This window comes from Streptomyces sp. S.PNR 29 (assembly GCF_030386795.1).
Lineage (GTDB): Bacteria > Actinomycetota > Actinomycetes > Streptomycetales > Streptomycetaceae > Streptomyces.
In genome coordinates this window covers 212,217-232,546 of the sequence record NZ_JANUQM010000003.1, presented here as the reverse complement: position 1 = coordinate 232,546, position 20,330 = coordinate 212,217, and the positions used below count along the sequence as shown (strand labels likewise).

The 20,330-nt window shown below is 70.6% G+C and carries 17 protein-coding genes; 6 read left to right on the top strand and 11 right to left on the bottom strand.

The features are described 5' to 3' along the window. Nucleotides 1-73: 73 nt before the first annotated feature. From NW895_RS09880 to NW895_RS09855, 6 genes are all read right to left on the bottom strand, one after another. On the bottom strand, nt 74-466 hold the full coding sequence (locus NW895_RS09880; protein WP_289935011.1) for a cytidine deaminase: 393 nt from the start codon (nt 464-466) through the stop codon (nt 74-76). Further along, nucleotides 463-1,725 carry an ABC transporter permease gene (locus NW895_RS09875; RefSeq protein WP_289935010.1) on the bottom strand — a complete coding sequence of 421 codons (1,263 nt, stop codon included), beginning with the start codon at nt 1,723-1,725 and terminating at the stop codon, nt 463-465. The genes NW895_RS09880 and NW895_RS09875 overlap by 4 nt, the downstream gene beginning before the upstream one ends. Then, nucleotides 1,722-2,849 (bottom strand): ABC transporter permease, encoded by a 1,128-nt coding sequence (locus NW895_RS09870; protein ID WP_289935009.1) that lies wholly within the window; start codon nt 2,847-2,849, stop codon nt 1,722-1,724. Before NW895_RS09870 ends, NW895_RS09875 begins: the two co-directional genes overlap by 4 nt. Continuing rightward, the gene (locus NW895_RS09865) at nt 2,846-4,471 is read right to left on the bottom strand and encodes an ABC transporter ATP-binding protein (protein ID WP_289935508.1); all 1,626 of its coding nucleotides are present in this window, start codon (nt 4,469-4,471) and stop codon (nt 2,846-2,848) included. The genes NW895_RS09870 and NW895_RS09865 overlap by 4 nt, the downstream gene beginning before the upstream one ends. 257 nt (nt 4,472-4,728) lie before the next feature. Continuing rightward, nucleotides 4,729-5,772, bottom strand: a complete 1,044-nt coding sequence (locus NW895_RS09860) for a BMP family ABC transporter substrate-binding protein (RefSeq protein ID WP_289935008.1) — start codon at nt 5,770-5,772, stop codon at nt 4,729-4,731. A gap of 486 nt (nt 5,773-6,258) precedes the next feature. Further along, complete coding sequence (locus NW895_RS09855; RefSeq protein WP_289935007.1) at nt 6,259-7,491, bottom strand: M20 family metallopeptidase; 1,233 nt, start codon at nt 7,489-7,491, stop codon at nt 6,259-6,261. Between the two features lie 392 nt (nt 7,492-7,883). Here NW895_RS09855 and NW895_RS09850 point away from each other — a divergent pair, with 392 nt between their 5' ends. Further along, nucleotides 7,884-8,492, top strand: a complete 609-nt coding sequence (locus NW895_RS09850; protein ID WP_289935507.1) for a class I SAM-dependent methyltransferase — start codon at nt 7,884-7,886, stop codon at nt 8,490-8,492. 3 nt (nt 8,493-8,495) lie between these two features. Here NW895_RS09850 and NW895_RS09845 read toward each other — a convergent pair whose 3' ends face one another. Genes NW895_RS09845 through NW895_RS09830 form a run of 4 tightly spaced genes read right to left on the bottom strand, consistent with a single transcriptional unit; the run spans nt 8,496 to nt 13,168 of the window. Continuing rightward, nucleotides 8,496-9,566, bottom strand: a complete 1,071-nt coding sequence (locus tag NW895_RS09845; protein WP_289935006.1) for a hypothetical protein — start codon at nt 9,564-9,566, stop codon at nt 8,496-8,498. A 55-nt stretch (nt 9,567-9,621) separates the two neighbouring features. Next, nucleotides 9,622-10,560, bottom strand: coding sequence for an N-acetylneuraminate synthase family protein (locus tag NW895_RS09840; protein WP_289935005.1), 939 nt, complete (start codon nt 10,558-10,560; stop codon nt 9,622-9,624). A gap of 14 nt (nt 10,561-10,574) precedes the next feature. Further along, complete coding sequence (locus NW895_RS09835) at nt 10,575-11,819, bottom strand: N-acylneuraminate cytidylyltransferase (RefSeq protein WP_289935004.1); 1,245 nt, start codon at nt 11,817-11,819, stop codon at nt 10,575-10,577. 35 nt (nt 11,820-11,854) lie between these two features. Then, nucleotides 11,855-13,168, bottom strand: coding sequence for a DUF6716 putative glycosyltransferase (locus tag NW895_RS09830; protein WP_289935003.1), 1,314 nt, complete (start codon nt 13,166-13,168; stop codon nt 11,855-11,857). A 198-nt stretch (nt 13,169-13,366) separates the two neighbouring features. On the opposite strand from NW895_RS09830, the gene NW895_RS09825 reads away from it, so the two are divergent. From NW895_RS09825 to NW895_RS09805, 5 genes are all read left to right on the top strand, one after another. Next, on the top strand, nt 13,367-14,347 hold the full coding sequence (locus NW895_RS09825) for a glycosyltransferase family 2 protein (protein ID WP_289935002.1): 981 nt from the start codon (nt 13,367-13,369) through the stop codon (nt 14,345-14,347). Continuing rightward, nucleotides 14,344-15,690, top strand: a complete 1,347-nt coding sequence (locus NW895_RS09820) for a polysialyltransferase family glycosyltransferase (RefSeq protein ID WP_289935001.1) — start codon at nt 14,344-14,346, stop codon at nt 15,688-15,690. Before NW895_RS09825 ends, NW895_RS09820 begins: the two co-directional genes overlap by 4 nt. Before the next feature lie 130 nt (nt 15,691-15,820). Beyond that, nucleotides 15,821-16,849 (top strand): glycosyltransferase family 2 protein, encoded by a 1,029-nt coding sequence (locus NW895_RS09815; protein ID WP_289935000.1) that lies wholly within the window; start codon nt 15,821-15,823, stop codon nt 16,847-16,849. Then, nucleotides 16,836-17,249, top strand: a complete 414-nt coding sequence (locus tag NW895_RS09810) for a GtrA family protein (RefSeq protein ID WP_289934999.1) — start codon at nt 16,836-16,838, stop codon at nt 17,247-17,249. Before NW895_RS09815 ends, NW895_RS09810 begins: the two co-directional genes overlap by 14 nt. Then, complete coding sequence (locus tag NW895_RS09805; protein ID WP_289934998.1) at nt 17,246-18,505, top strand: NAD(P)/FAD-dependent oxidoreductase; 1,260 nt, start codon at nt 17,246-17,248, stop codon at nt 18,503-18,505. Before NW895_RS09810 ends, NW895_RS09805 begins: the two co-directional genes overlap by 4 nt. Before the next feature lie 128 nt (nt 18,506-18,633). Here NW895_RS09805 and NW895_RS09800 read toward each other — a convergent pair whose 3' ends face one another. Continuing rightward, nucleotides 18,634-20,328 carry a hypothetical protein gene (locus tag NW895_RS09800; protein WP_289934997.1) on the bottom strand — a complete coding sequence of 565 codons (1,695 nt, stop codon included), beginning with the start codon at nt 20,326-20,328 and terminating at the stop codon, nt 18,634-18,636. Nucleotides 20,329-20,330 lie beyond the last annotated feature (2 nt).

Genomic DNA, 20,330 nt, shown 5'->3' with positions numbered 1-20,330 from the left:
TCCTTCCGAAGGTGCCAGAAGTCGCGCGGCCCCTCCGAGCAGGTCAGCAACTCAGAGGGGCCGTACGGGAGTGTCACTTGGTGAGATGGTCCGGGCCGAAGGCCTGCGGGAGCATCTCGGACAGCGTGCGGATCCCCGCCGGGGTGTCCAGGAGCATGTCCGGGCCGCCGAACTCGTACAGCAGCTGGCGGCAGCGGCCGCACGGGACGAGGACCTCGCCGTCGCCCTGTACGCACACGAAGTGCGTCAGCCGGCCGCCGCCGGTCAGCTGCAGCTGCGAGACCAGTCCGCACTCGGCGCACAGGCCGATGCCGTAGCTGGCGTTCTCGACGTTGCAGCCGGTCACCGTCCGGCCGTCGTCGACCAGGGCGGCGGCGCCGACCGGGTAGCCCGAGTACGGGGCGTACGCCCGGGACATGGCGTCCCGGGCCGCGGCGTGCAGCGCGTCCCAGTCGACGCCGGTCACTTGCCCTGCCCCTTCCGGTACGGCAGGCCGTCCGCCTTCGGCATCCGCAGGTGCTGCGCGGACAGCGAGAGGACCAGCAGGGTGACGACGTACGGGGCCGCCGTCACGACCTGGCGCGGGACCTCGTCCGTGGTGGCGTACCAGAGGAACATCAGGGCCGAGACCACGGCGGTGATCATCGCGGGGACGTACTTCTTCTTCCACGCCAGGTACACCACCCCGGCCACCAGCAGGATCGCCAGCAGCAGGATCAGCGCGTGGACGTTGGTGGTGCCGCCGCGCAGGTTGAGGCTGTCGGTGTAGCCGAACAGGCCGGCGCCGAGGGCGAGCCCGCCCGGCATCCAGTTGCCGAAGATCATCGCGGCGAGACCGATGTAGCCGCGGCCGGCGGTCTGGCCGTCGAGGTACACGTTCGACGCCACGATCGAGAGGAAGGCGCCGCCGAGGCCGGCGAAGCCGCCGCTGATGATCACGGCGAGGTACTTGTACTTGTAGACGTTGACGCCGAGGGACTCGGCCGCCACCGGGTTCTCACCGCAGGAGCGCAGCCGCAGGCCGAAGGCGGTGCGCCAGAGCACCCACCACGTGAACGGCACGAGGGCGACGGCGACGACGGTGAGCGGGGACAGGTCGGTGACCAGGCCGCCGATCAGGCCGGCGATGTCGGAGACCAGGAACCAGTGCTTCTGGTTGAGGGTGTCCAGGGCGCTCGACAGGCCCGGGATGTCGAAGGTGCCCAGCGAGTCGATCGGCGGGGACTGCTTGGAGGAGCCCTGCGGGGCGTTCTCGAAGGTGAACTTCGACAGGTAGCGGGTGCTGCCGAGGGCCAGGATGTTCAGCGCCACACCGGAGATGATGTGGTTGACGTTGAAGGTGACGGTGGCGATGGCGTGCAGTACGGCGCCGAGCGCGCCGCCGATAATGCCGAAGACGACACCGGTCCACGGACCCCACTGGTAGCCGGCCCAGGCACCGAACCAGGTGCCGAGGATCATCATGCCTTCGAGGCCGATGTTGACGACGCCCGCGCGTTCGGCCCACAGACCGCCGAGACCGGCGAGGCCGATCGGCACGGCCAGGCGCAGCGCGGTGGACATCTGGCCGGTGGAGGTGATGCCGTCGGCGCCGCTGATCAGGCGGACGACCGAGGTGAGGACCAGCACACCGGCGATGATCAGCAGGAGTACCGGGAGCGAGATACGGCGGCGGCCCTTGCCGGGCTGCTTCGCCTGCGGCTTGGCGATGGTCGCGGTGCTCATCGGGCCGCCACCTCCTTGGGCGCGTTGTTGTTGGCGGCCTCCGCGGCGAGCTCCGCGCCGACCTGCTTCTGCTGGCGGCGCAGACCCCACTGCCGTACGGCCTCGTACGAGATGACGACCGCGAAGACGATCAGGCCCTGCATGATCGTGGCGATCTCCTTCTCGTACGCCACCGGGGTCGCGTAGTCGAGGGCCGGGGACGCCTTGTCGAGGAAGGCCCACAGCAGCGCGGCCAGGGCGATGCCGCCGGGGTTGTTGCGGCCGAGCAGGGCGATGCTGATGGCGGTGAAGCCGAGCCCGGCCGGGAAGCTCAGGCTGTAGGTGTGCACGTCGCCGAGCAGCATCGGCAGGCCGGAGATGCCGGCGACGGCGCCGGAGATCAGCATCGCGGTGACCACCATGCGCTTGGCGTCGACGCCGGAGGCCGCGGCGGCGGTCTCGGAGGCGCCGGTGGCGCGCAGGTCGAAGCCGAAGCGGGTGCGGTTGAGGACGACCCAGTAGCCGATGCCGAGGGCAACGGCGAGGAAGACCAGGCCGTAGATCTCGCCGACGTCCGTGCCCAGGTTGATGCCGGGCACCCAGCCGGACTTCTTCATCTCGCCGGTGGTGGCGTTGTCGCCGACCAGCACGCCGAAGTTGTCGGTGAGGGTGAGGTAGCCGATGACGCTCGTGGCGATCGCGTTGAGCATGATCGTCGCGACGACCTCGCTGACGCCCCGCTTGACCTTCAGCACGCCCGCGATACCGGCCCAGAAGGCGCCGGTGAGGGCGCCGACCAGCAGCAGCAGCGGGACCTGCAGGAAGGACGGCAGAGCGACGTGCGCGCCGACCACCGCGGTCATCATGGCGCCGAGGCGGTACTGGCCGTCGACGCCGATGTTGAACAGGTTCATACGGAAGCCGAGGGCGACCGCGAGGGCGGCGATGTAGTACAGCGACGCCTGGTTGATGATCAGGACCTGGACGTCGGAGAAGCCGACCTGTTCGAGCATCAGCCCGTACGGCTCGATCGGGTTCTTGCCGGAGGCGATCAGCACGACCGAGGTCAGCAGGATCGCCGAGACCAGCGCGATGACCGGTCCGGCCACCGCCAGGAGCAGCCGGTCCTTGTCGAACTTCTTCATCGGGTCTCGTCCTTCCCGGACTCCTCGGACTCCTCGTGGCGCTCCAGATGACCGGCGGCGGCACCCGTCATGGCCGAGCCGAGTTCCTCCGGCGTGATGGTGGCGGGGTCGGCGTCGGCGACCAGCCGGCCGTTGTAGATCACCCGCAGAGTGTCGGACAGGCCGATCAGCTCGTCCAGGTCGGCGGAGATCAGCAGCACCGCCAGGCCCTCGCGGCGGGCCTCGCGGATCTGGTCCCAGATCTGCGCCTGGGCGCCGACGTCCACGCCGCGGGTGGGGTGGGCGGCGATCAGGAACTTCGGCCGGTGGCTCATCTCACGGCCGACGATCAGCTTCTGCTGGTTGCCGCCGGAGAGGGAGGCGGCGGTGACGTCGATGCCGGGGGTGCGGACGTCGTACTGCTCGACGATGCGGCGGGTGTCGGCCTGGGCGGCCTTCGGGTCGAGCCAGAAGCCCTTGGCGTTGGGCTTCTCGGTGACGTGGCCGAGGATGCGGTTCTCCCACAGCGGGGCTTCCAGGAGAAGGCCGTGGCGGTGGCGGTCCTCGGGGATGTAGCCGACGCCGCGCTCGCGGCGCTTGCGGGTGGGCCAGGGGGTGATGTCCTCGCCGAGGAAGCGGATGGAGCCGGAGTCGGCGTGCTTCAGGCCGATCAGCGCGTCGATGAGCTCGGTCTGGCCGTTGCCCTCGACACCGGCGATGCCCATCACCTCACCGGCGTGGATGGTGAAGGTGACGTCGTCGAGGACGCGCTTGACGTCACCGGCGGTGGTATCGGTGAGGTCGGTGAGCAGGCCGGTGGCCGTGGGCTCGGCCTCCGCGCCGAGGGAGGCGCCGCCGGCGGCGTAGACGGTGAGGCCCTCGACCTGTAGCACCGCCTGGTCGGTGACCGTGGACTCGGCGGTCTCCGGGGTGGGCAGTTCGCTGCCGACCATCATCTCGGCGAGCTGACGCGAGGTGGTCTCGGAGGGAACGGCCGTCCCCACCGTCGTACCCCTGCGGATGACCGTGATGTCGTCGGCCACCGACAGCACCTCGCCCAGCTTGTGCGAGATGAAGATGACGGAGAGGCCCTCGGACTTGAGCTCACGGAGGTTCTCGAAGAGCGCGTCGACCTCCTGCGGGACGAGCACGGCGGTCGGCTCGTCGAGGATCAGGGTCTTCGCGCCGCGGTAGAGCACCTTGAGGATCTCGACGCGTTGGCGGTCGGCGACGCCGAGCTCCTCGACGAGGGCGTCGGGGCGGACGTTCAGGCCGTACCGCTCGGAGATCTCCTTGATCTTCTTGCGGGCGCCGGCGCCGATGCCGTACAGCTTCTCGCTGCCCAGCACCACGTTCTCCAGGACCGTGAGGTTGTCCGCGAGCATGAAGTGCTGGTGGACCATGCCGATGCCGCGGGCGATGGCGTCGGCGGGGCTGTGGAAGGTCACCTGCTCGCCGCCGACGGTGATGGTGCCCTCGTCCGGCTTCTGCATGCCGTAGAGGATCTTCATCAGGGTCGACTTGCCGGCACCGTTCTCGCCGACGAGGGCGTGCACGGTGCCTTGCCGGACAGCGAGGTGGATGTCGTGGTTGGCGACGACACCCGGGAACCGTTTGGTGATCCCCGCCAGCTCTACCGCGATCGTCGACCGATCGGTGAGCGGAGGGCTGCTGGTCGCGTCGATGGCGCACTCTCCTTGGGAAAGGGGCCCGATCTACGCGCGTAGTGCCCCTGCTTCACATAGTGCCCGGACCTGATCGGCCTTGTACAGGTACCTGATCCGGGTCCGAGCATTCTGCCGCGCGAACGGGGCACGGGGAGCATCCTCCCCGTGCCCCGTTCCGTGGCCGTAACGCTGTCATTGCAGCGTCCGGTGGCCAATGCCTCCGACGGAAAACGTCAGGAGGTCTTCACCTTGATGGTGCCGTTCTCGATGCCCTCCTTGGCCTTCTTCACGGCCGCCTGGATGTCGGCGTTGCCCTTGAAGGCCGGGTTGGAGTCGGACAGGCCGACGCCGCCGTTCTTGAGGGAGCCGCGGACCACGCCGGTCGCGGGCTTGCCGTCCTTGACGGACTTGGCGAGCTCGTAGACCGCGCCCTCGACGTTCTTCAGGGCGGAGGTCAGGATGTAGTTCTTGTACTGGGCCAGCGCCGCCTGCTTGTACTGGTCGGAGTCGACGCCGATGGCCCACACCTTGTGGGAGGCGGCGGACTTGATGACGCCCTGGCCGGACAGACCGGCCGCGTGGTAGACGACGTCCGCGCCGGCCTCTATCTGGCCCTCGGCGGCGTTCTCGCCCTTGTCGGGGCTGGCGAAGCCGCCCTCCTGCGCCGTCTCGGTCAGGTACTGGGACTTGACCTTGACGCCCTTCTTGGTGTCGGCGACGCCCTGCTTGAAGCCCGCCTCGAACTTGTGGATCAGCGGGATGTCCACACCGCCGATGAAGCCGACGACGTTGCTCTTGGTGGCCTTGGCGGCGGCGACACCGGCGAGGTAGGAGGACTCCTCCTCGTGGAAGACCAGGTCGGCGACGTTGTCGGCCTTGATGGTCTCGTCGTCGACGATGCCGAAGGTCACCTTCGGGAACTTCGCGGCGACCTCCTTGACGGCGGGCGCGTAGGCGTAGCCGACGCCGATCACCGGGTTGTAGCCCTTCCTGGCGAGCGTCTCCAGACGCTGCTCCTTGTCCGCGTTGGACTCACCGTCCTGCGGCTCGACGGCCGTGGACTTGTAGCCGAACTCCTTGTCGGCCTTGTCCATGCCGGCGGTGGCGGCGTCGTTGAAGGACTGGTCACCCTTGCCGCCGACGTCGTACGCGAGGGCGAGACCAAGGTTCTTGTCGCCGCCGGCGGACTCCTTGGAGGAGCTGCCGCAGGCGGACACGGTGACGGCAAGGGCTGCGGTTGCGACGCCTGCAACCGCGATACGGGACACCCGGCGCATGGAACGAGACTCCTTTGTGCAAGCGCCCCTACCAGGCGCTGGTTCCGCGGCAGCGTAACGCGCGTAGACCAGACGGAAAAACCCTTCTGTCCGGTCCGTTATCGAGATGTGGCCACCCGGGGGTACCCGCGTTACGGACAGCGATACGGCCCTTGCGGGGAGGCAAGGAACGACGGGGGCGGGGTGCGTTGCGGGGGCCGGCGCTCCGGTTCACCGACCCGCGCCGCGGGCAGATCGGCGCGCGATGACCGCCACGGTCACCGCGGCCCGGGAGGATCCGGTCCTCCGAGATGTCAGACGCACTGCGAGCACCCCTCATTCCCACGGCACCGGGAGGCGGCTCGCTCCCGGTGTGCCGCCTCAAGTGGCGATCGCGGCGCACAGTAGCGCGCGCAGAAGGGGAGGGGAACGGGGCGGATCCCGGTCGGCCGGGTGACACAAGCGGGCGAAGGGGTGCCGGCCGGGGCACCCCTTCAGCCGGCGTTCTCAGCCGGTCACGTCCAGCAGGGCGGCCGCCGTGAACAGCTCGACGCCCACCTTGATCGCGGACTCGTCGGCGTCGAAGTCCCCCTGGTGCAGGTCCCGCACGATCCGGTCCCCCGGGGCGCGCACCCCGAGCCGGGCCATCGCACCGGGCACCTGCTCCAGGTACCAGGAGAAGTCCTCCCCGCCCAGGCTCTGCTCGGTGCTCTCGACGGAGTCCACACCCCGCCGCTGAACCATGGCGTCCCGCAGCAGCTCGGTGGTCACCGGCTCGTTCACCACCGGAGGCACCCCGCGCACGTAGTTGATCTCGGACTTGGCCCGGTGCAGGTTGGCGACCTCGTCGATCGCCGCGACCACGATGTCGGGCGCCTGCCGCCACGCCTCCAGCGAGAGGCAGCGCACGGTGCCCGCCAGCTCGGCGTGCTGCGGAATGACGTTCGGGGCGTGCCCCGACTCGATCCGTCCCCAGGTCACGGCGAGCCCGCTGCGGCTGTCGAACCGCCGCGCGACCAGCGCGGGCACATCGGTGACGACCCGGGCGACCGCCGTGACGAGGTCGGTGGTCAGATGAGGCCGCGCGGTGTGCCCGCCCGGGCCGTCGAGCGCGATCTCCAGCCGGTCGCACGCCGAGGTGATGGGCCCTTCCCGCAGTCCGATCCGCCCGGCGTCCACCCGCGGATCACAGTGCACCGCGAGGATCCGCCGCACGCCCTTGAGCACTCCGCACTCGATGGCGTCGGCGGCGCCGCCGGGCAGCACCTCCTCCGCGGGCTGGAAGATCAGCCGTACGGGCCGGGCCAGCAGCCCCTGCTTGTACAGCTCGGCGAGGACGAGCCCGGCCCCCAGCACCACCGTCGTGTGCACGTCGTGCCCGCACGCATGCGCCCGATCGGGCACGGTCGACCGGTACGAGCAGTCACTCTTCGTGTCGGGGATGGGCAGCGCGTCGATGTCGGCCCGCAGGGCGAGCATGGTGGGGCCCCCGTCCCATTCCCCTCCCTCGACGCCGATGTCACAGACGAGCCCGGTTCCGAGGGGGAGTACGCGCGGCTTGAGGCCGGCCCTTTCGAGCCGTTCCTTGATCGCGGCGGTCGTACGGAACTCCTGGTTGCCGAGCTCGGGGTGCATGTGCAAGTCACGCCGGAACGCGACGAGTTCGGCACGCAGCGGCTCGGGGAGCGCGCCGGGAAGCACGGTTTCACCGGGAAGGTCGGCCTCGGACTCTGGAGACATCAGTTGCTTCACCCTCTGAAGGGTAGGACGCCCGGGCGGCAGGTTGACCCTCGATCAACAAAAGTTCAGCCCCTCAGGGGAAGAAAACCTGGCCGCTCGATGCATGGCTGACGACTGCGATGGGTAAACTCGCGCCTCTTGAGCCGAGTGGATCATGGAATCCACGGAGAGTGACATCGAAAAGTGATCTCGGCCACACTCCGGCACCCATCCTCCTCAGACGGATACCACGCCCCGCCCGACCCACGCGGCCGGTGCCGGGAAAACCCCAGGTTAGCGCCGAACCGGCGGACGGCCCCACGGCACCGCCGGTAGGGTGCGCCTGCGTGACCAACCCCCACGCCACCCCGGCCGCCGGCTTCGTGGACGCCACCCGAGCCTCCTACGACGCCATGGCGGAGCCCTTCACCGACTTCTGCGGCGACTGGCTGGCCGGCCGCCCTCTGGACCGTGCCCTCGTCACCGCCTTCGCCGAGCTGGTACGGGCGCAGGGCAGCGCGCCGGTCGCCGATGTCGGCAGCGGACCCGGCCACATCACCGCCCGGCTCCATGACCTCGGCCTGCCGGTCTTCGGGATCGACCTCTCGCCCCGCATGGTGGCGCTGGCCCGCCGGACGCATCCGCACCTGCGGTTCCACGTGGGTTCGATGACGTCCCTTGACCTTCCGGACGAGACGCTCGGCGGGATCAGCGCCCTGTACTCGATCATCCACGTACCGGACGATCACCTGTCCGCCGTCTTCGCCGAGTTCCACCGCGTCCTCGCGCCCGGCGGCCACGTACTGCTCGCCTTCCAGTCCGGCGACGAGGACGGCCACCTGCACCTCAGGGAGCGCTTCGGCCAGGACATCTGCCTCGACTACTACTGGCGCACCCCGGACACCGTGGCCGCGCGCCTGACCGAGTCCGGTCTCCAGCCCGTGGCCCGGTTCCTGCGCGAGCCCGACGAGGAGGAGAAGCGCCCCCGTGCCTTCGTTCTGGCCCGCCGGCCGCCGGCGTGACGGCTACACCGCGCTGACCGCCGACAACCGGTGCACATCGCGTGCCGTCCCCGTCACCCCCGACAGGAACCCCTGCGCCCGCGGCGAGGCGTTCTCCGTCAGCCAGGCGGGGTCGATGTCGCACACCGCCACCCGCACCTGAGTACCGGCGAGCGCGAGGGGCAACGTGTGCACGACCGTCGACGGGAAGCTCAGCACCGTACGGCCGATGGGGCCGCGGCGGGCGATCAGCTCCAGCGGAAGGTCCGGGCGGACGATCTCCAGTCCCGTCTCCACCGCCAGCCGGTGGAGCTTCTCCGGGCTCTCCCGCCGGTGGGCGAAGTAGCGGGTCGCCCCGTGGGCCTTGGCCAGGGCGCGGACGGCCTCCAGATAGCGGTCGCCGTCGACCACGCCCGTCTCCACCAGTGACGTACCGACCATGTCGGCGCCCTTGGTGATGCGGGGCGGGCCGAAGCGGGCGCGGGTCCAGGCGAAGGTGTTCGCGGTCACCGTCACGCCCGCCGGTGTCTCCTCCATCGGCATGGAGGAGAAGATCTCCACCGTCCGCCGTCCGCTCGGCGTCAGACGCCGGCGCGCCGAGGACGACACGGGAGCGAAGACCAGGTCACGCGGGCCCGGGCGGCCGCCCTTGCGGTGCCACCGCACGAGCCGCTCACCGCGGGCCAGCTGGGCGACGAACTCCATCGTCGCCGTGCCGTCGTCGACGACGACCAGGTCACGGGCCCGGGTGATGGTCAGCAACAGCTGGACGTAGCGCGAGAAGGGGTCGCCCATCACCACCCGGCGGGCCCGGCGCAGGAGCGGGGTGAGGCCGCCGACGGTCTGGAACGGGGCCGCCGGGCCGCCCCGCGCCTCCTCCCAGCGGACCTCGTGGCCCTCCTCGCGGGCCAGTTCCGACATGCGGCGCAGCTGGCCGCGGGTCATCGGATCGATCGGGGACAGCACCACGAGCGTGAGCCCCGCGCCCAGCGCATGCTCGCGCGCATGCGCCCACTCCAGCACGTTCAGCAGCTGTACCGGACTCTCGACGAACGCGAGTGTGTGGGGGCCGGCTGACCCGGCGCGGGGGCTCATCGGCGTACGACCGTCCCGTCGTCAGGGGTATGGACGTGTAAGGCGTTCAGGGCTGTCAGACCGCGACCGGCTCGCCCGCCGCCGCGGCGATCTCCGCCTCGGCGACCACACCGGTGACGCGGCGCAGCTTCTTCATCGGGGCCAGCTCGGACTCGTAGACCTTCTTGACGCCGTCACCGAGGGAGGACTCGATGGTGCGGATGTCGCGGACCAGGCGCGTGAGGCCCTGCGGCTCCACGGACGCGGCCTGGTCGGAGCCCCACATGGCGCGGTCGAGGGTGATGTGGCGCTCGACGAAGCAGGCGCCCAGCGCGACGGCGGCCAGGGTGGTCTGCAGGCCCGTCTCGTGGCCGGAGTAGCCGATCGGGACGTTCGGGTACTCCCGCTCCAGGGTGTTGATGACCCGCAGGTTGAGCTCCTCGGCCTTCGCCGGGTAGGTCGAGGTGGCGTGGCAGAGCAGGATGTTCTCGCTGCCCAGGACCTCGACCGCGTGGCGGATCTGCTTGGGGGTGGACATGCCGGTGGAGAGGATGATCGTGCGGCCCGTGGCGCGCAGGGCGCGCAGCAGCTCGTCGTCCGTGAGGGAGGCCGAGGCGACCTTGTGGGCGGGTACGTCGAACTTCTCCAGGAAGGCGACGGCCTCGGTGTCCCACGGGGAGGCGAACCAGGCGATGCCCTTCTTCTTGCAGTAGGCGTCGATCTGGGCGTACTCCTCCTCGCCGAACTCCACGCGGTGGCGGTAGTCGATGTACGTCATCCGGCCCCAGGGCGTGTCGCGCTCGATGTCCCACTGGTCGCGCGGGGTGCAGATCTCGGGCGTGCGCTTCTGGAACTTGACGGCGTCGCAGCCGGCCTCGGCGGCGGCGTCGATCAGCTTGAAGGCGTTCTCGATGTCGCCGTTGTGGTTGATGCCGATCTCGCCGGTGATGTAGACGGGGCGGCCGGGGCCGGCCTCGCGGGGACCGAGCGTGCGGATGCGGGAGTTGGTGCTCATGACAGGGGATGTCCTTACCTGGTGAGGGAATCGAGAGAGGGGCCGAGGATCCAGCTGGCGATCTCTCGGATCGCGCCGTCGCCACCGGGGACGGTGGTGACCGCGCGTGCGGCGCCGCGTACGACGTCGTGGGCGCTCGCGACCGCCACGGGCCAGCCGACGAGGGCGAAGCACGGGAGGTCATTGACGTCGTTGCCGACGTAGAGCACGCGCTCCGGCGCGATGCCCTGCTCCTCGCACCACTGCTTCAGCGCGAGGTCCTTGCGGTCGATGCCGTGCAGCACCGGGAGCTTGAGCTTCCGGGCCCGGGCGGCGACCACAGGGTTCTGTTCCGTGGACAGGATCAGCATCTTCAGGCCGCTCCTGCGGAGCGCCGCGATGCCGAGACCGTCCCCGCGGTGCACGGAGACGAACTCCCGTCCGTCGGAGTCGACCAGCACCCGGTCATCGGTCTGGGTGCCGTCGAAGTCGAGTACGACCGCGTCGATGTCGTCGGCGGTCGGGAGGGCTCCGGGCCGGTCCGCGTCGAAGAGCGGCGCCAGCGCGCGGGCCCGTGCGAGGTCGTGCGGGTCGTCGATCTCCAGGACGCGCGCCGGGTCGGTGCGCACCAGCTCGGTGTGGCCGAAGAAGCGGTGCTGGTGCTTTCGGAAGCCCGCCGCGTCCATGGCGTAGGCGGCGCCGGTCTCCAGCAGGTCCTGGGGGCGGTCCTGGCGGCGCGGGCGGAAGGACTTGTCGTGGTTGACGCCGTAACCGCCGGTCGTCTCTTCGGAGTTGACCTCGTCGTCGGCATCCCGCCAGATGAAGCCGTGGAACGGCGCCACGGTCACCGCCGTGTCCGCCCCGTTCTCCACGAGGGCGGCGGCGACGCCGTCCACGTCCTCGCGGACGATGAAGGGGCTGGTGCACTGAACGAGCAGCACCACGTCGACCACCGCCCCGTGGCGGGCCTCGTGCGCGTCCATGGCGTGCAGCACGGCCGCCTCGGAGGTCGCGGTGTCCCCGGCGATGGTGGCGGGCCGCAGCACCACCTCGGCGCCGGCCTCGCGGGCGGCGGCGGCGATGGCCTGGTCGTCGGTGGAGACGACGACGTCCGTGACGAGCCGCGCGGCCCGGCACTCGCGCACCGCGCGGGCGACCAGCGGCACACCGCCGACAGGGGCGAGGTTCTTCGCGGGCACGCCCTTGGAGCCGCCGCGCGCGGGGATCACCGCGAGCACCCGGCGCACCGCAGCGCCTCGGCCCGCTTCCGGGTGGGACATGGGGTCTACTCCTTGGGCAGGTGTCTCGGGGCGGCTCACAGCTCCCCCATCCGCCGGATGACGGGCGCCACGCGCTGCACGCCGTGCCGGTAGGCGCCGCGCGCCGCCCGGCGCACGACCTGCCGGACCGGTCCGGGCTCCTTGTCGGCGGCGGGCGCGCCGGGCAGCGGGGTGCCGTCCGGGCCGAGGTGGTGGCGGGCGAGGATGCCGGGCAGGTAGCCGGGGGCGGTGGCGGGCGTGTAGTACGGGGTCAGGGGCGGCAGTCCGCCGGGGCGGTCCAGCAGCTTGGCGATGCGTTCGCGCGCCGCGTCGAAGGCCCGCTCGTAGCTGCCGTCCGCCACGACGCCCTGCCGGGCGACCCACTCCTCGTCGGGCACCGGGCGGTGTCCGGCGTCGAGCTGGTCCCAGGAGGCGAGGCAGCCGGAGCCGACGAAGTGGTGGTTGCCGAGCGCCTCGCGCACGCCGAGGTCGGTGAGGACGACCGTCGGGATGCGCCGGTGCAGCGACTCCAGGGCGGCGGTGGAGCTGATGGTGACCAGCAGGTCGGTGCGGTCGAGCACCTCGCCCATGTGGCCGTACACCAGGCGGAAGTTGGGCGGCAGGTCCTGCTTCTGCGCCAGCTTCTGGTAGGGCAGCTCCTCGATGTGCGTGGTGTGTTCGCCCGGCTTGGAGCGCAGCTTCAGCAGCACCTCGCGCTGGGGGTGCCGGCGGGCGTGCTGGACCAGCCGGTTCAGCAGGTACGTACGGTCCCTGCGGTTCTCCGGCACGGAGGGCTGGGCGGCGAAGACCACGGTGTAGGGGTCGTGCTCGCCGGTGTAGGCGGCACCGCCGAGGAACGGCAGCGCGACCTCGGTCACCGACGAGGCGTCGGTGCCGACCCCCTCGTACACGGCGCGGAAACGGTCCGCGTCCTGGCGGGAGTTGGCGAGGACGAGGTCGGCGCCGTGCCGCAGCAGCAGGCCGTCGGCGAGCTTCTCGTAGACGACGCCGACGTAGCCGGTGACGACGACGGGCCGCGAGGTGCGGTCCTCCCAGACGCGCTTGAGGCCGTGCAGCATCGCCTGCACTCCGCCGCCGACCAGGGCGAGGACCAGGATGTCGTACGGCTCCTCGCCCATCGTCCGCAGGAACTCGACCGCGGTCACCTCGCGGAGGGAGTCCGCCTGGACGCCGACTTCCTGAAGCTGACGGGGGGTGGGAGTCGCACGGCCACGCAGGAGATATCCGTCCAGGTGGATGTCCGAATCATCCGGGGCAATACGGTTCGCGGTGAGCGCGCCCCATTTCCACCGGGTGTCGGAATCCGCGAGGACGGCGATCCGCCGTGACTTCGTTGCACTTGCTGGCACACCGAAGACGCTAGGAAGCCATTTCTAGGTTCCGCCCAACCCGAATGCAACAAACGGTTAACAGCACATCGCCGAATGGCGAATCAGGCCGTCCGGCGTCCACAAAAGCGTCCGCTTCACGGCCCCGCCACATCTCGTTCACCCGGCGTCAAATCACAGGTAAAGACGAAGGCCGGGGTTCCGCCTAGCGTCAGGTGTGTGCTCAAGCTCTCCGTCATCGTGCCGTTCTACAACGTGCAGCAATACGTCCCCGATGCCCTGAGGAGTCTGCGCGCGAACGCGCGTGAGGACTTCGAATTCATTCTCGTCGACGACTGCTCGACCGACGGGACCCCGGACATCCTCGCGCGCGCGGAGCGCGAGCTGCCGGGGGCGGTGCTGGTCAGACACGAGCAGAACGGCGGCCTGGCGACCGCCCGCAACACCGGCATCGACCGGGCACGCGGCGAGTACCTCACGTTCCTGGACGGTGACGACTGGCTCGCCCCCGGCTACTACGCCCAGTTGGTCGCCAGGATCGAGGAACTGGGCTGCGACTTCGTACGCACCGACCATGTGCAGTGCACCGCGCGGGCCCGCTCCGTGCACCGGGTGCCGTACGGCCGGCGCAACACGGTGCTGAACCCGCGCGAGGCCATCCTGCCCGCCCACCGGACCACCTCCGTCGACTACGCCTACGCCTGGGCGGGCATCTACCACCGCCGGCTGGTCGACCGCGGCCTGCTGCACTTCACCGACGGGCTGCGCACGGCCGAGGACCGGCCGTGGATCTGGAAGCTGCACCGGGAGGCGGAATCCTTCGCGGTGACCGGACTGCTCGGTGTGTTCTACCGGCGCGGAGTGTCCTCGTCGCTGACGCAGATCGGGGACGCCCGGCAACTCGATTTCATTCGCGCGTTCGACCAGGTCATCCAGGAAACCGCCGAGGATCCGGACGCGAAGAATCTGCTGCCGAAGGCCATGCGCACCTATTGCGCCATCATTTCCCACCATCTTGGCTCCATCGAAAGGTTCGAGCCGACCGTGGCCAGAAAACTGAAGTCGATGAGCACCGCCGCGCTGCGGCGCATGCCGCAGGACGCGCTCGACGAGGTGCTCGACTCGATGGACGCCGAGCGCGCCACGCGGCTGCGCCGGCTGCGCCGCCGTCCGGTTCCGGCGACGGAGGTGGCGGCGTGACCACGCAGATCTTCATGGCGTCGACGCTGTACGGCACCGCCACGCTCGCCGCCGCCCTCGACGCCGGCTGCTTCGCCCCCGCCGACCGGCGGATCCTGCTGGTCTCCAACAACGCGACGAATCCGGAGACGGCCCCGGCCGTGAACGAGATGCCCGGGTTCGAGCATCTGCGGGGGCGGTTCGACGACGTCGTGTCGTGGAACGAGGCCATCTTCCCCTTCCATCCGGGCGGTTGGTCGCCGCGCATGGACGACGTGCCCATGTGGGAACGGTACTTGCGGCTGGCCTGGCGGCTCGGCGACGACGACGTGGCACTCGCCGTGGAGTCGATCCAGGTGCACCCGGCGCTGGGTGTGGCGCAGATCTTCCCCGAGGCGCCCGTCACGGTCTACGCGGACGGCCTGATGAGCTACGGCCCCACCCGCAACAAGATCGACCCGCTGGTCGGCACGCGCATCGAGCGGCTGCTCCACCTGGACCTGGTGCCGGGGCTCAGGCCGCTGCTGCTGACCGAGTTCGGTGTGGAGCCGGAGGTCGTGCCGACGGCCGCGTTCACCAAGGTGCTCGCCGAACTGGTCGACACCGGCGCCGATCTGCCGTACGCCAAGGAATCCGAGGAGCCCGCGCTGCTGCTCGGCCAGTACCTGTCCGCGCTGAACATCCTCTCCGCCGAGCAGGAGGAGAACCTGCATGTGCGGATGCTGAAGGGCGCCGTCAACCTGGGTCACACCCGCGTGGTGTTCAAGCCGCACCCCTCGGCCCCGGCCCGTTTCACCCGCACCCTGGAGCAGGAGGCCGACCGGCTCGGCGTCGACCTCACCGTCCTGGACACCCCGGTCCTGGCCGAGGTGCTGTACCAGCGGATGCGTCCGGAGCTGGTCGTCGGCTGCTTCTCCACCGGCCTGCTCACCGCGTCCGCGCTGTACGGCCTGCCGGTCGCCCGGGTCGGCACCGACACGCTGCTGGACCGGCTGACGCCGTACGAGAACAGCAACCGCGTCCCCGTCACCATCGTCGACGCGCTGCTGCCCGAGCTGACCGACCGCGCGGCCGTGCACGAGCAGCGCCCGAGCATGGACACCGACGCGCTCGCCGAGCTGGTACGGGTGGTCGGGTACGCGATGCAGCCGAAGATCCTGCCGGAGCTGCGGGCCGAGGCCGAGCAGTACCTGACGGACCGGCTGGACGAGCACACCTGGCGGTACTTCAAGAAGAAGCGGCTGACATCACTGGGGCTGCCGGGCGGGGTGCCGGCCCAGCTGTCGTTCCTGCCGCGCAACGCGGCCGTGCGCCGGATGGCGCGCAAGGCACGCAATCTCAAGCGCGCCGTGCGCAGGAAGTGAAGCGCAACGGGGAAGACCTGCTTCCGCAGCGGAGTGTTCGGGCGGGGTTAACAAAGTCTCCATAGCTTCCCCGAATGGTACAAACAGCTTTCACGCCCGGCCCGTTCGACGACTCGGCGGGCGGGCGCAGATGACGCAGCAGGACATCCGCCCGTCCGCGCCGGCTCCCCTGGCCCTCGCGCCGGTGGAGCCGGCCCGGCGGGCACTGGTCTCGTACGTGCTGCCCGTCTACAACGAGCAGGACGGCATCGCGGCGTTCCACGCCGAGCTGACGGCCGCGCTCGCCGGCCGTGCGGAGCTCGACTTCGAGCTGATCTACGTCAACGACGGCTCCTCCGACGGCTCGCTCGCCCTCCTCAAGGACCTCGCGGAGCACGACGGGCGGGTCCGGGTGGTCGACTTCGCCCGCAACTTCGGGCACCAGATCGCCATCACCGCGGGCCTGGACCTGGCCCGCGGCGACGCGGTGATCGTCATGGACACCGACCTGCAGGACCCGCCGCGGGTCAGCCTGGAGCTGGTGGACGCCTGGCTGGAGGGCGCCGAGATCGTGCACGCGCGCCGCCGCAGCCGGCGGGACACCGCGTTCAAACGGGCCACCGCCCACCTGTACTACCGCGTCCTGCGCGCCTCCACGGACGTGGACATCCCGCTGGACACCGGGGACTTCCGGCTCCTCGACCGACGGGTCGCCGACGAGCTGCGCAAGTACCGCGAGCGCAGCCGCTTCGTGCGCGGCATCGTCGCCTCCATGGGCTACCGCCAGAGGGAGGTGGCCTTCGACCGGGACGAGCGCTTCGCCGGCCAGACGAAGTACCCGCTGCGCAAGATGGCCCGCCTGGCCGTCGACGGGGTGACCAGCTTCTCCACCGCCCCGCTGAAGATGATCACGCGGCTGGGCTTCGGGGTGCTCGTGCTGTCGCTGCTCGGCATCCTCTACGCGCTGTTCATGAAGTTCTTCCGGCCCGACATCACCGTCTCCGGCTGGACGATGCTGATGGTCGTGGTGCTGTTCCTGGGCGGCACCCAGATGCTGTCCCTGGGGGTCATCGGCGCGTACATCGGGCGCATCTACAGCGAGGCGCAGGGGCGTCCGCTGTACCTCGTGCGCGAGGTGATCGGCGCGGACCAGCGGGAGCGGTCCCATGACGACGACTGAGACCCCGGCCGGGACCGTCCCGGCCCGGGGAACCCTGCGGCAGCTGCTGCGCTACACCCTGATCGGCGGCAGCGGCGTCGCGCTCGACCTGCTGCTCTTCCTGCTGCTGCACAACTCGGCGGGCCTGGACGAGCAGATCGCCAACGCCGTCAGCACCACGCTCGGCATCACCAACAACTTCGTCCTCAACGCGCTGTTCACCTTCGAGCGGCGCGACCGGATCGTCCTGCGCTTCCTGCGCTTCTACGCCGTCGGGCTGACCGGGATCGCCCTGACGAACCTGCTCTTCCTCGTCTTCACCGACTCACTGGGGATCGACGCCGACCTCGTCAAGGCGGGTTCGCTGCCGCTGGTTCTGGCGCTCCAGTTCGTGCTCAACAGAAAGTGGAGCTTCGCATGAACCTCGGCATCATCGGCGCGGGCGCCACCGGGCTGACCGCCGCCTGGGACGCCGTACGCGCCGGCCACCGGGTCACCGTGCTGGAGGCGGCCGGCGAACTGGGCGGGCTGGCCTCCTCGCTGGAGGTGGGCGGCGTGCCGCTGGAGCGCTACTACCACCACATCTTCCGCAGCGACCGGGACATGATCGCCCTGATCGGGGAGCTGGGGCTCGGGGACGCGCTGCGCTTCCACAAGCCGACGACGGGCATCTTCCGCGGCGGGCAGCTGATCGACTTCACCACTCCGCTCGACATGCTGCGCTTCCCGGAGTTCTCCCCGCTGGACGCGGTGCGGTTCGCCGGGTCGTCGGCGGTGCTGAAGGCGGTGCGGGGCGGGGAGCGGTTCAACGACCGTACGGCCTTGGCCTGGTTGCGCCGGTGGGCGGGCCGCAGGGCGACGGCGGCGATCTGGGAGCCGCTGCTGCGCGGCAAGTTCGGCGACCGGGCGGAGCGGGTGTCGATGGCGTGGCTGTGGGCCCGTATCCACTGCCGTACGTTCGAACTCGGCTATGTGGACGGCGGGTTCGAGCGGGTGTACGCGGCGCTGCGGGACGGTGTGGAGGAGCGGGGCGGCAAGGTGGAGTTCGGCAAGGCGGTTCAGTCCATACGGCAGGACGAGCTGGCGTCGGTGCGCTGCGCCGACGGCTCGGTGTACGAGTTCGACCAGCTGATCGTCACCACTCCGCAGCCCGCCTTCGCCAGGGCGGCCGGGCTGCCGGCCGACGACACGGTCTGGAAGAACCAGTACCTGGGGGCGACCTGCTTCGTGCTGGAGCTGGACCGCAGCGTGATCCCGTACTACTGGCTCAACATCAACGAGCCGGACTTCCCGTTCCTCGCGGTGGTCGAGCACACGAAGATGATCGACCCGTCCGTGTACGGCGGCCGGCACATCGTCTACGTGGGCAACTACGTGGAGCGCGACGACTGGCGGTTCACGACCGAGCCGGCCGAGCTGCTGACGGCGTTCCTCCCGTACCTGCGGCGGATCAATCCCGCCTTCGACGAGTCCTGGATCAAGAACTGGCACTTCTCGAAGGCCGGCTTCGCACAGCCGGTGGTGACGCCGGAGTACCGCTCCCTGATCCCGCCCCACGACACGCCGATGAGCCGGGTCACGCTGGCGACGATGGCCCAGATCTATCCGCAGGACCGGGGGCAGAGCTACTCGGTGGCCCTGGCGAGGAAGGTGACGGCCGCACTGGGGCTGCGCTGATCCGGGCACCGGCCGCCCGCCTCGGCCGACCAGGCGGTGACCGCCCTTGGGACTCCGCCCCAAAGCCCCGGCGGGCCCTGGTCGGTCGCCTCCTGGCCGACCGAGACGGGTGGGTGGGCAACACCCCCTCAGTCGCGCCGTACGCACAGCACCGTCTTGGTGCCGGTGCTCGCGGGTGGGCAGTCGTACACGGCGGTGATCCGGCGCCAGAGGGCCGGGTCGATCTTGCCGGGGCGGAACCAGGTGCGGTCCAGGACCGCGTAGGGCGCCGGGGTGTGGTCGACGCAGCCGGCGTTCTCACGGAAGGAGGGCAACTGGGCGACGTCGGGGAGGTAGCGGGTGCGCTGGAGGAACGTGGCGATCGGGTAGCGGCAGCGGGCCGGGTGGTCGACGTAGTACGTCGTGTCGCCGAAGGCGAGGTAGAGGACGGGCGCGTCCGCCGGCATCTCGGCGCGCAGCCGGTCCGCCTCCGCCTCGGTGCGCCGCATCTCGGCCAGGTACTCGGCGCTGGTCATTCTGACCTTGCCGTACTGCACCAGGTGCGGGGCGCCGGGCCAGCTGCTAGCGGCCAGGCAGACCACGCCGGTCAGGGCGAGCAGCCACACCGCGCGTGCCGGGCGGCGCCGGCTCCGCGCACGGAACGTGTCCACCGCCGCCGCGAACATGGCGAGAAGGGCCAGCGTCCCGGCCACGCCGGGGCGTTGCAGCTCGGTCGGCGCCTGCGCGTACAGCACCGGCAGCGCCCCGTACAGCAGTGACACCGCGCCGAAGCACCACGGGGGCGAGCGACGGGCGCCCCCGACCGCCAGCCCCCACACCGCCGCGGCCAGCACCGGCATCTGGGCGCCGTGGTACAGGAACCAGTTGCCCTGCACGATCACGACCGCCTGGGCGGCGAGGCCGATGACCAGGGTCAGCACAAGCAGTTCGGTGCGGCGGGCCCGGCCCTGCGAACGGGTCAGGACCAGCAGCAGCGCGCCCGGCAGGAGCAGCAGCACCGGGCTGACCACGGCCCGGTCGGCCAGGAAGTCCACCGAGCGTTCGAGGACGAAGGACGGGCGGATGCCGGTGCGGCTGAGGGCCGACTGGTTGATCTGCGGCATGTCCTCGGTCCACTGCCACTCGTGGGACCCGGCGAGCAGGCTCAGCCCGAACAGGGCCAATGCCGTGGGGACCGCGACAAGGGTGACCCTCAGCGCCCGGCCCCGGTCCACGGCGTACACGAGCAGCACCCCGATCGCGGCCGTGGCTGCGGTGGAGTACTTCATCATCACCGCGAGGCCGAGGGGCAGGGCGGCGAGCAGGGCCGCCGGCCACGGACGCGGTGGGCCCAGTGCCGCGGCGATCGCGAACACCGTCAGCACCGCCGCCGCCCACTCCGGCTGGAGGAAGTCGTTGCGGGGGGCCAGCGCGAGGGCGAGGCCGACCGAGCCCGCGGTGAGGGCCGCCTCGCGGCCGGTGACCCGGCGCAGCAGCGTCGCGTACAGGGCGCAGGCGGCCGCGGCGGCGAGCAGCACGCCCGCCGCGGCCATCAGGGTCTCGCGCGTCGTCGTATCGCCGAAGGAGGTGAGGCGGTCGAGGATCGCGATGAACCAGCGGTAGAAGAACGGCCGGTGGGTGAAGACCTCGGACGGGGAGTAGCCGGCCGCCCTGCCGCTGCGCAGGGCGGCGAGGACGTAGTGCAGGTCGCCGGTGAGCCGCCGCGTGGCCACGGTGTACACCACGGCCGCCGCGGCGGGCAGGGCGACCACCGGCCACCACAGGGGTGACCGGCGGACGCTGGGCCCGGCCGTGGCGGGCGCGTCGGCCAGGGCGGTCGGCACGG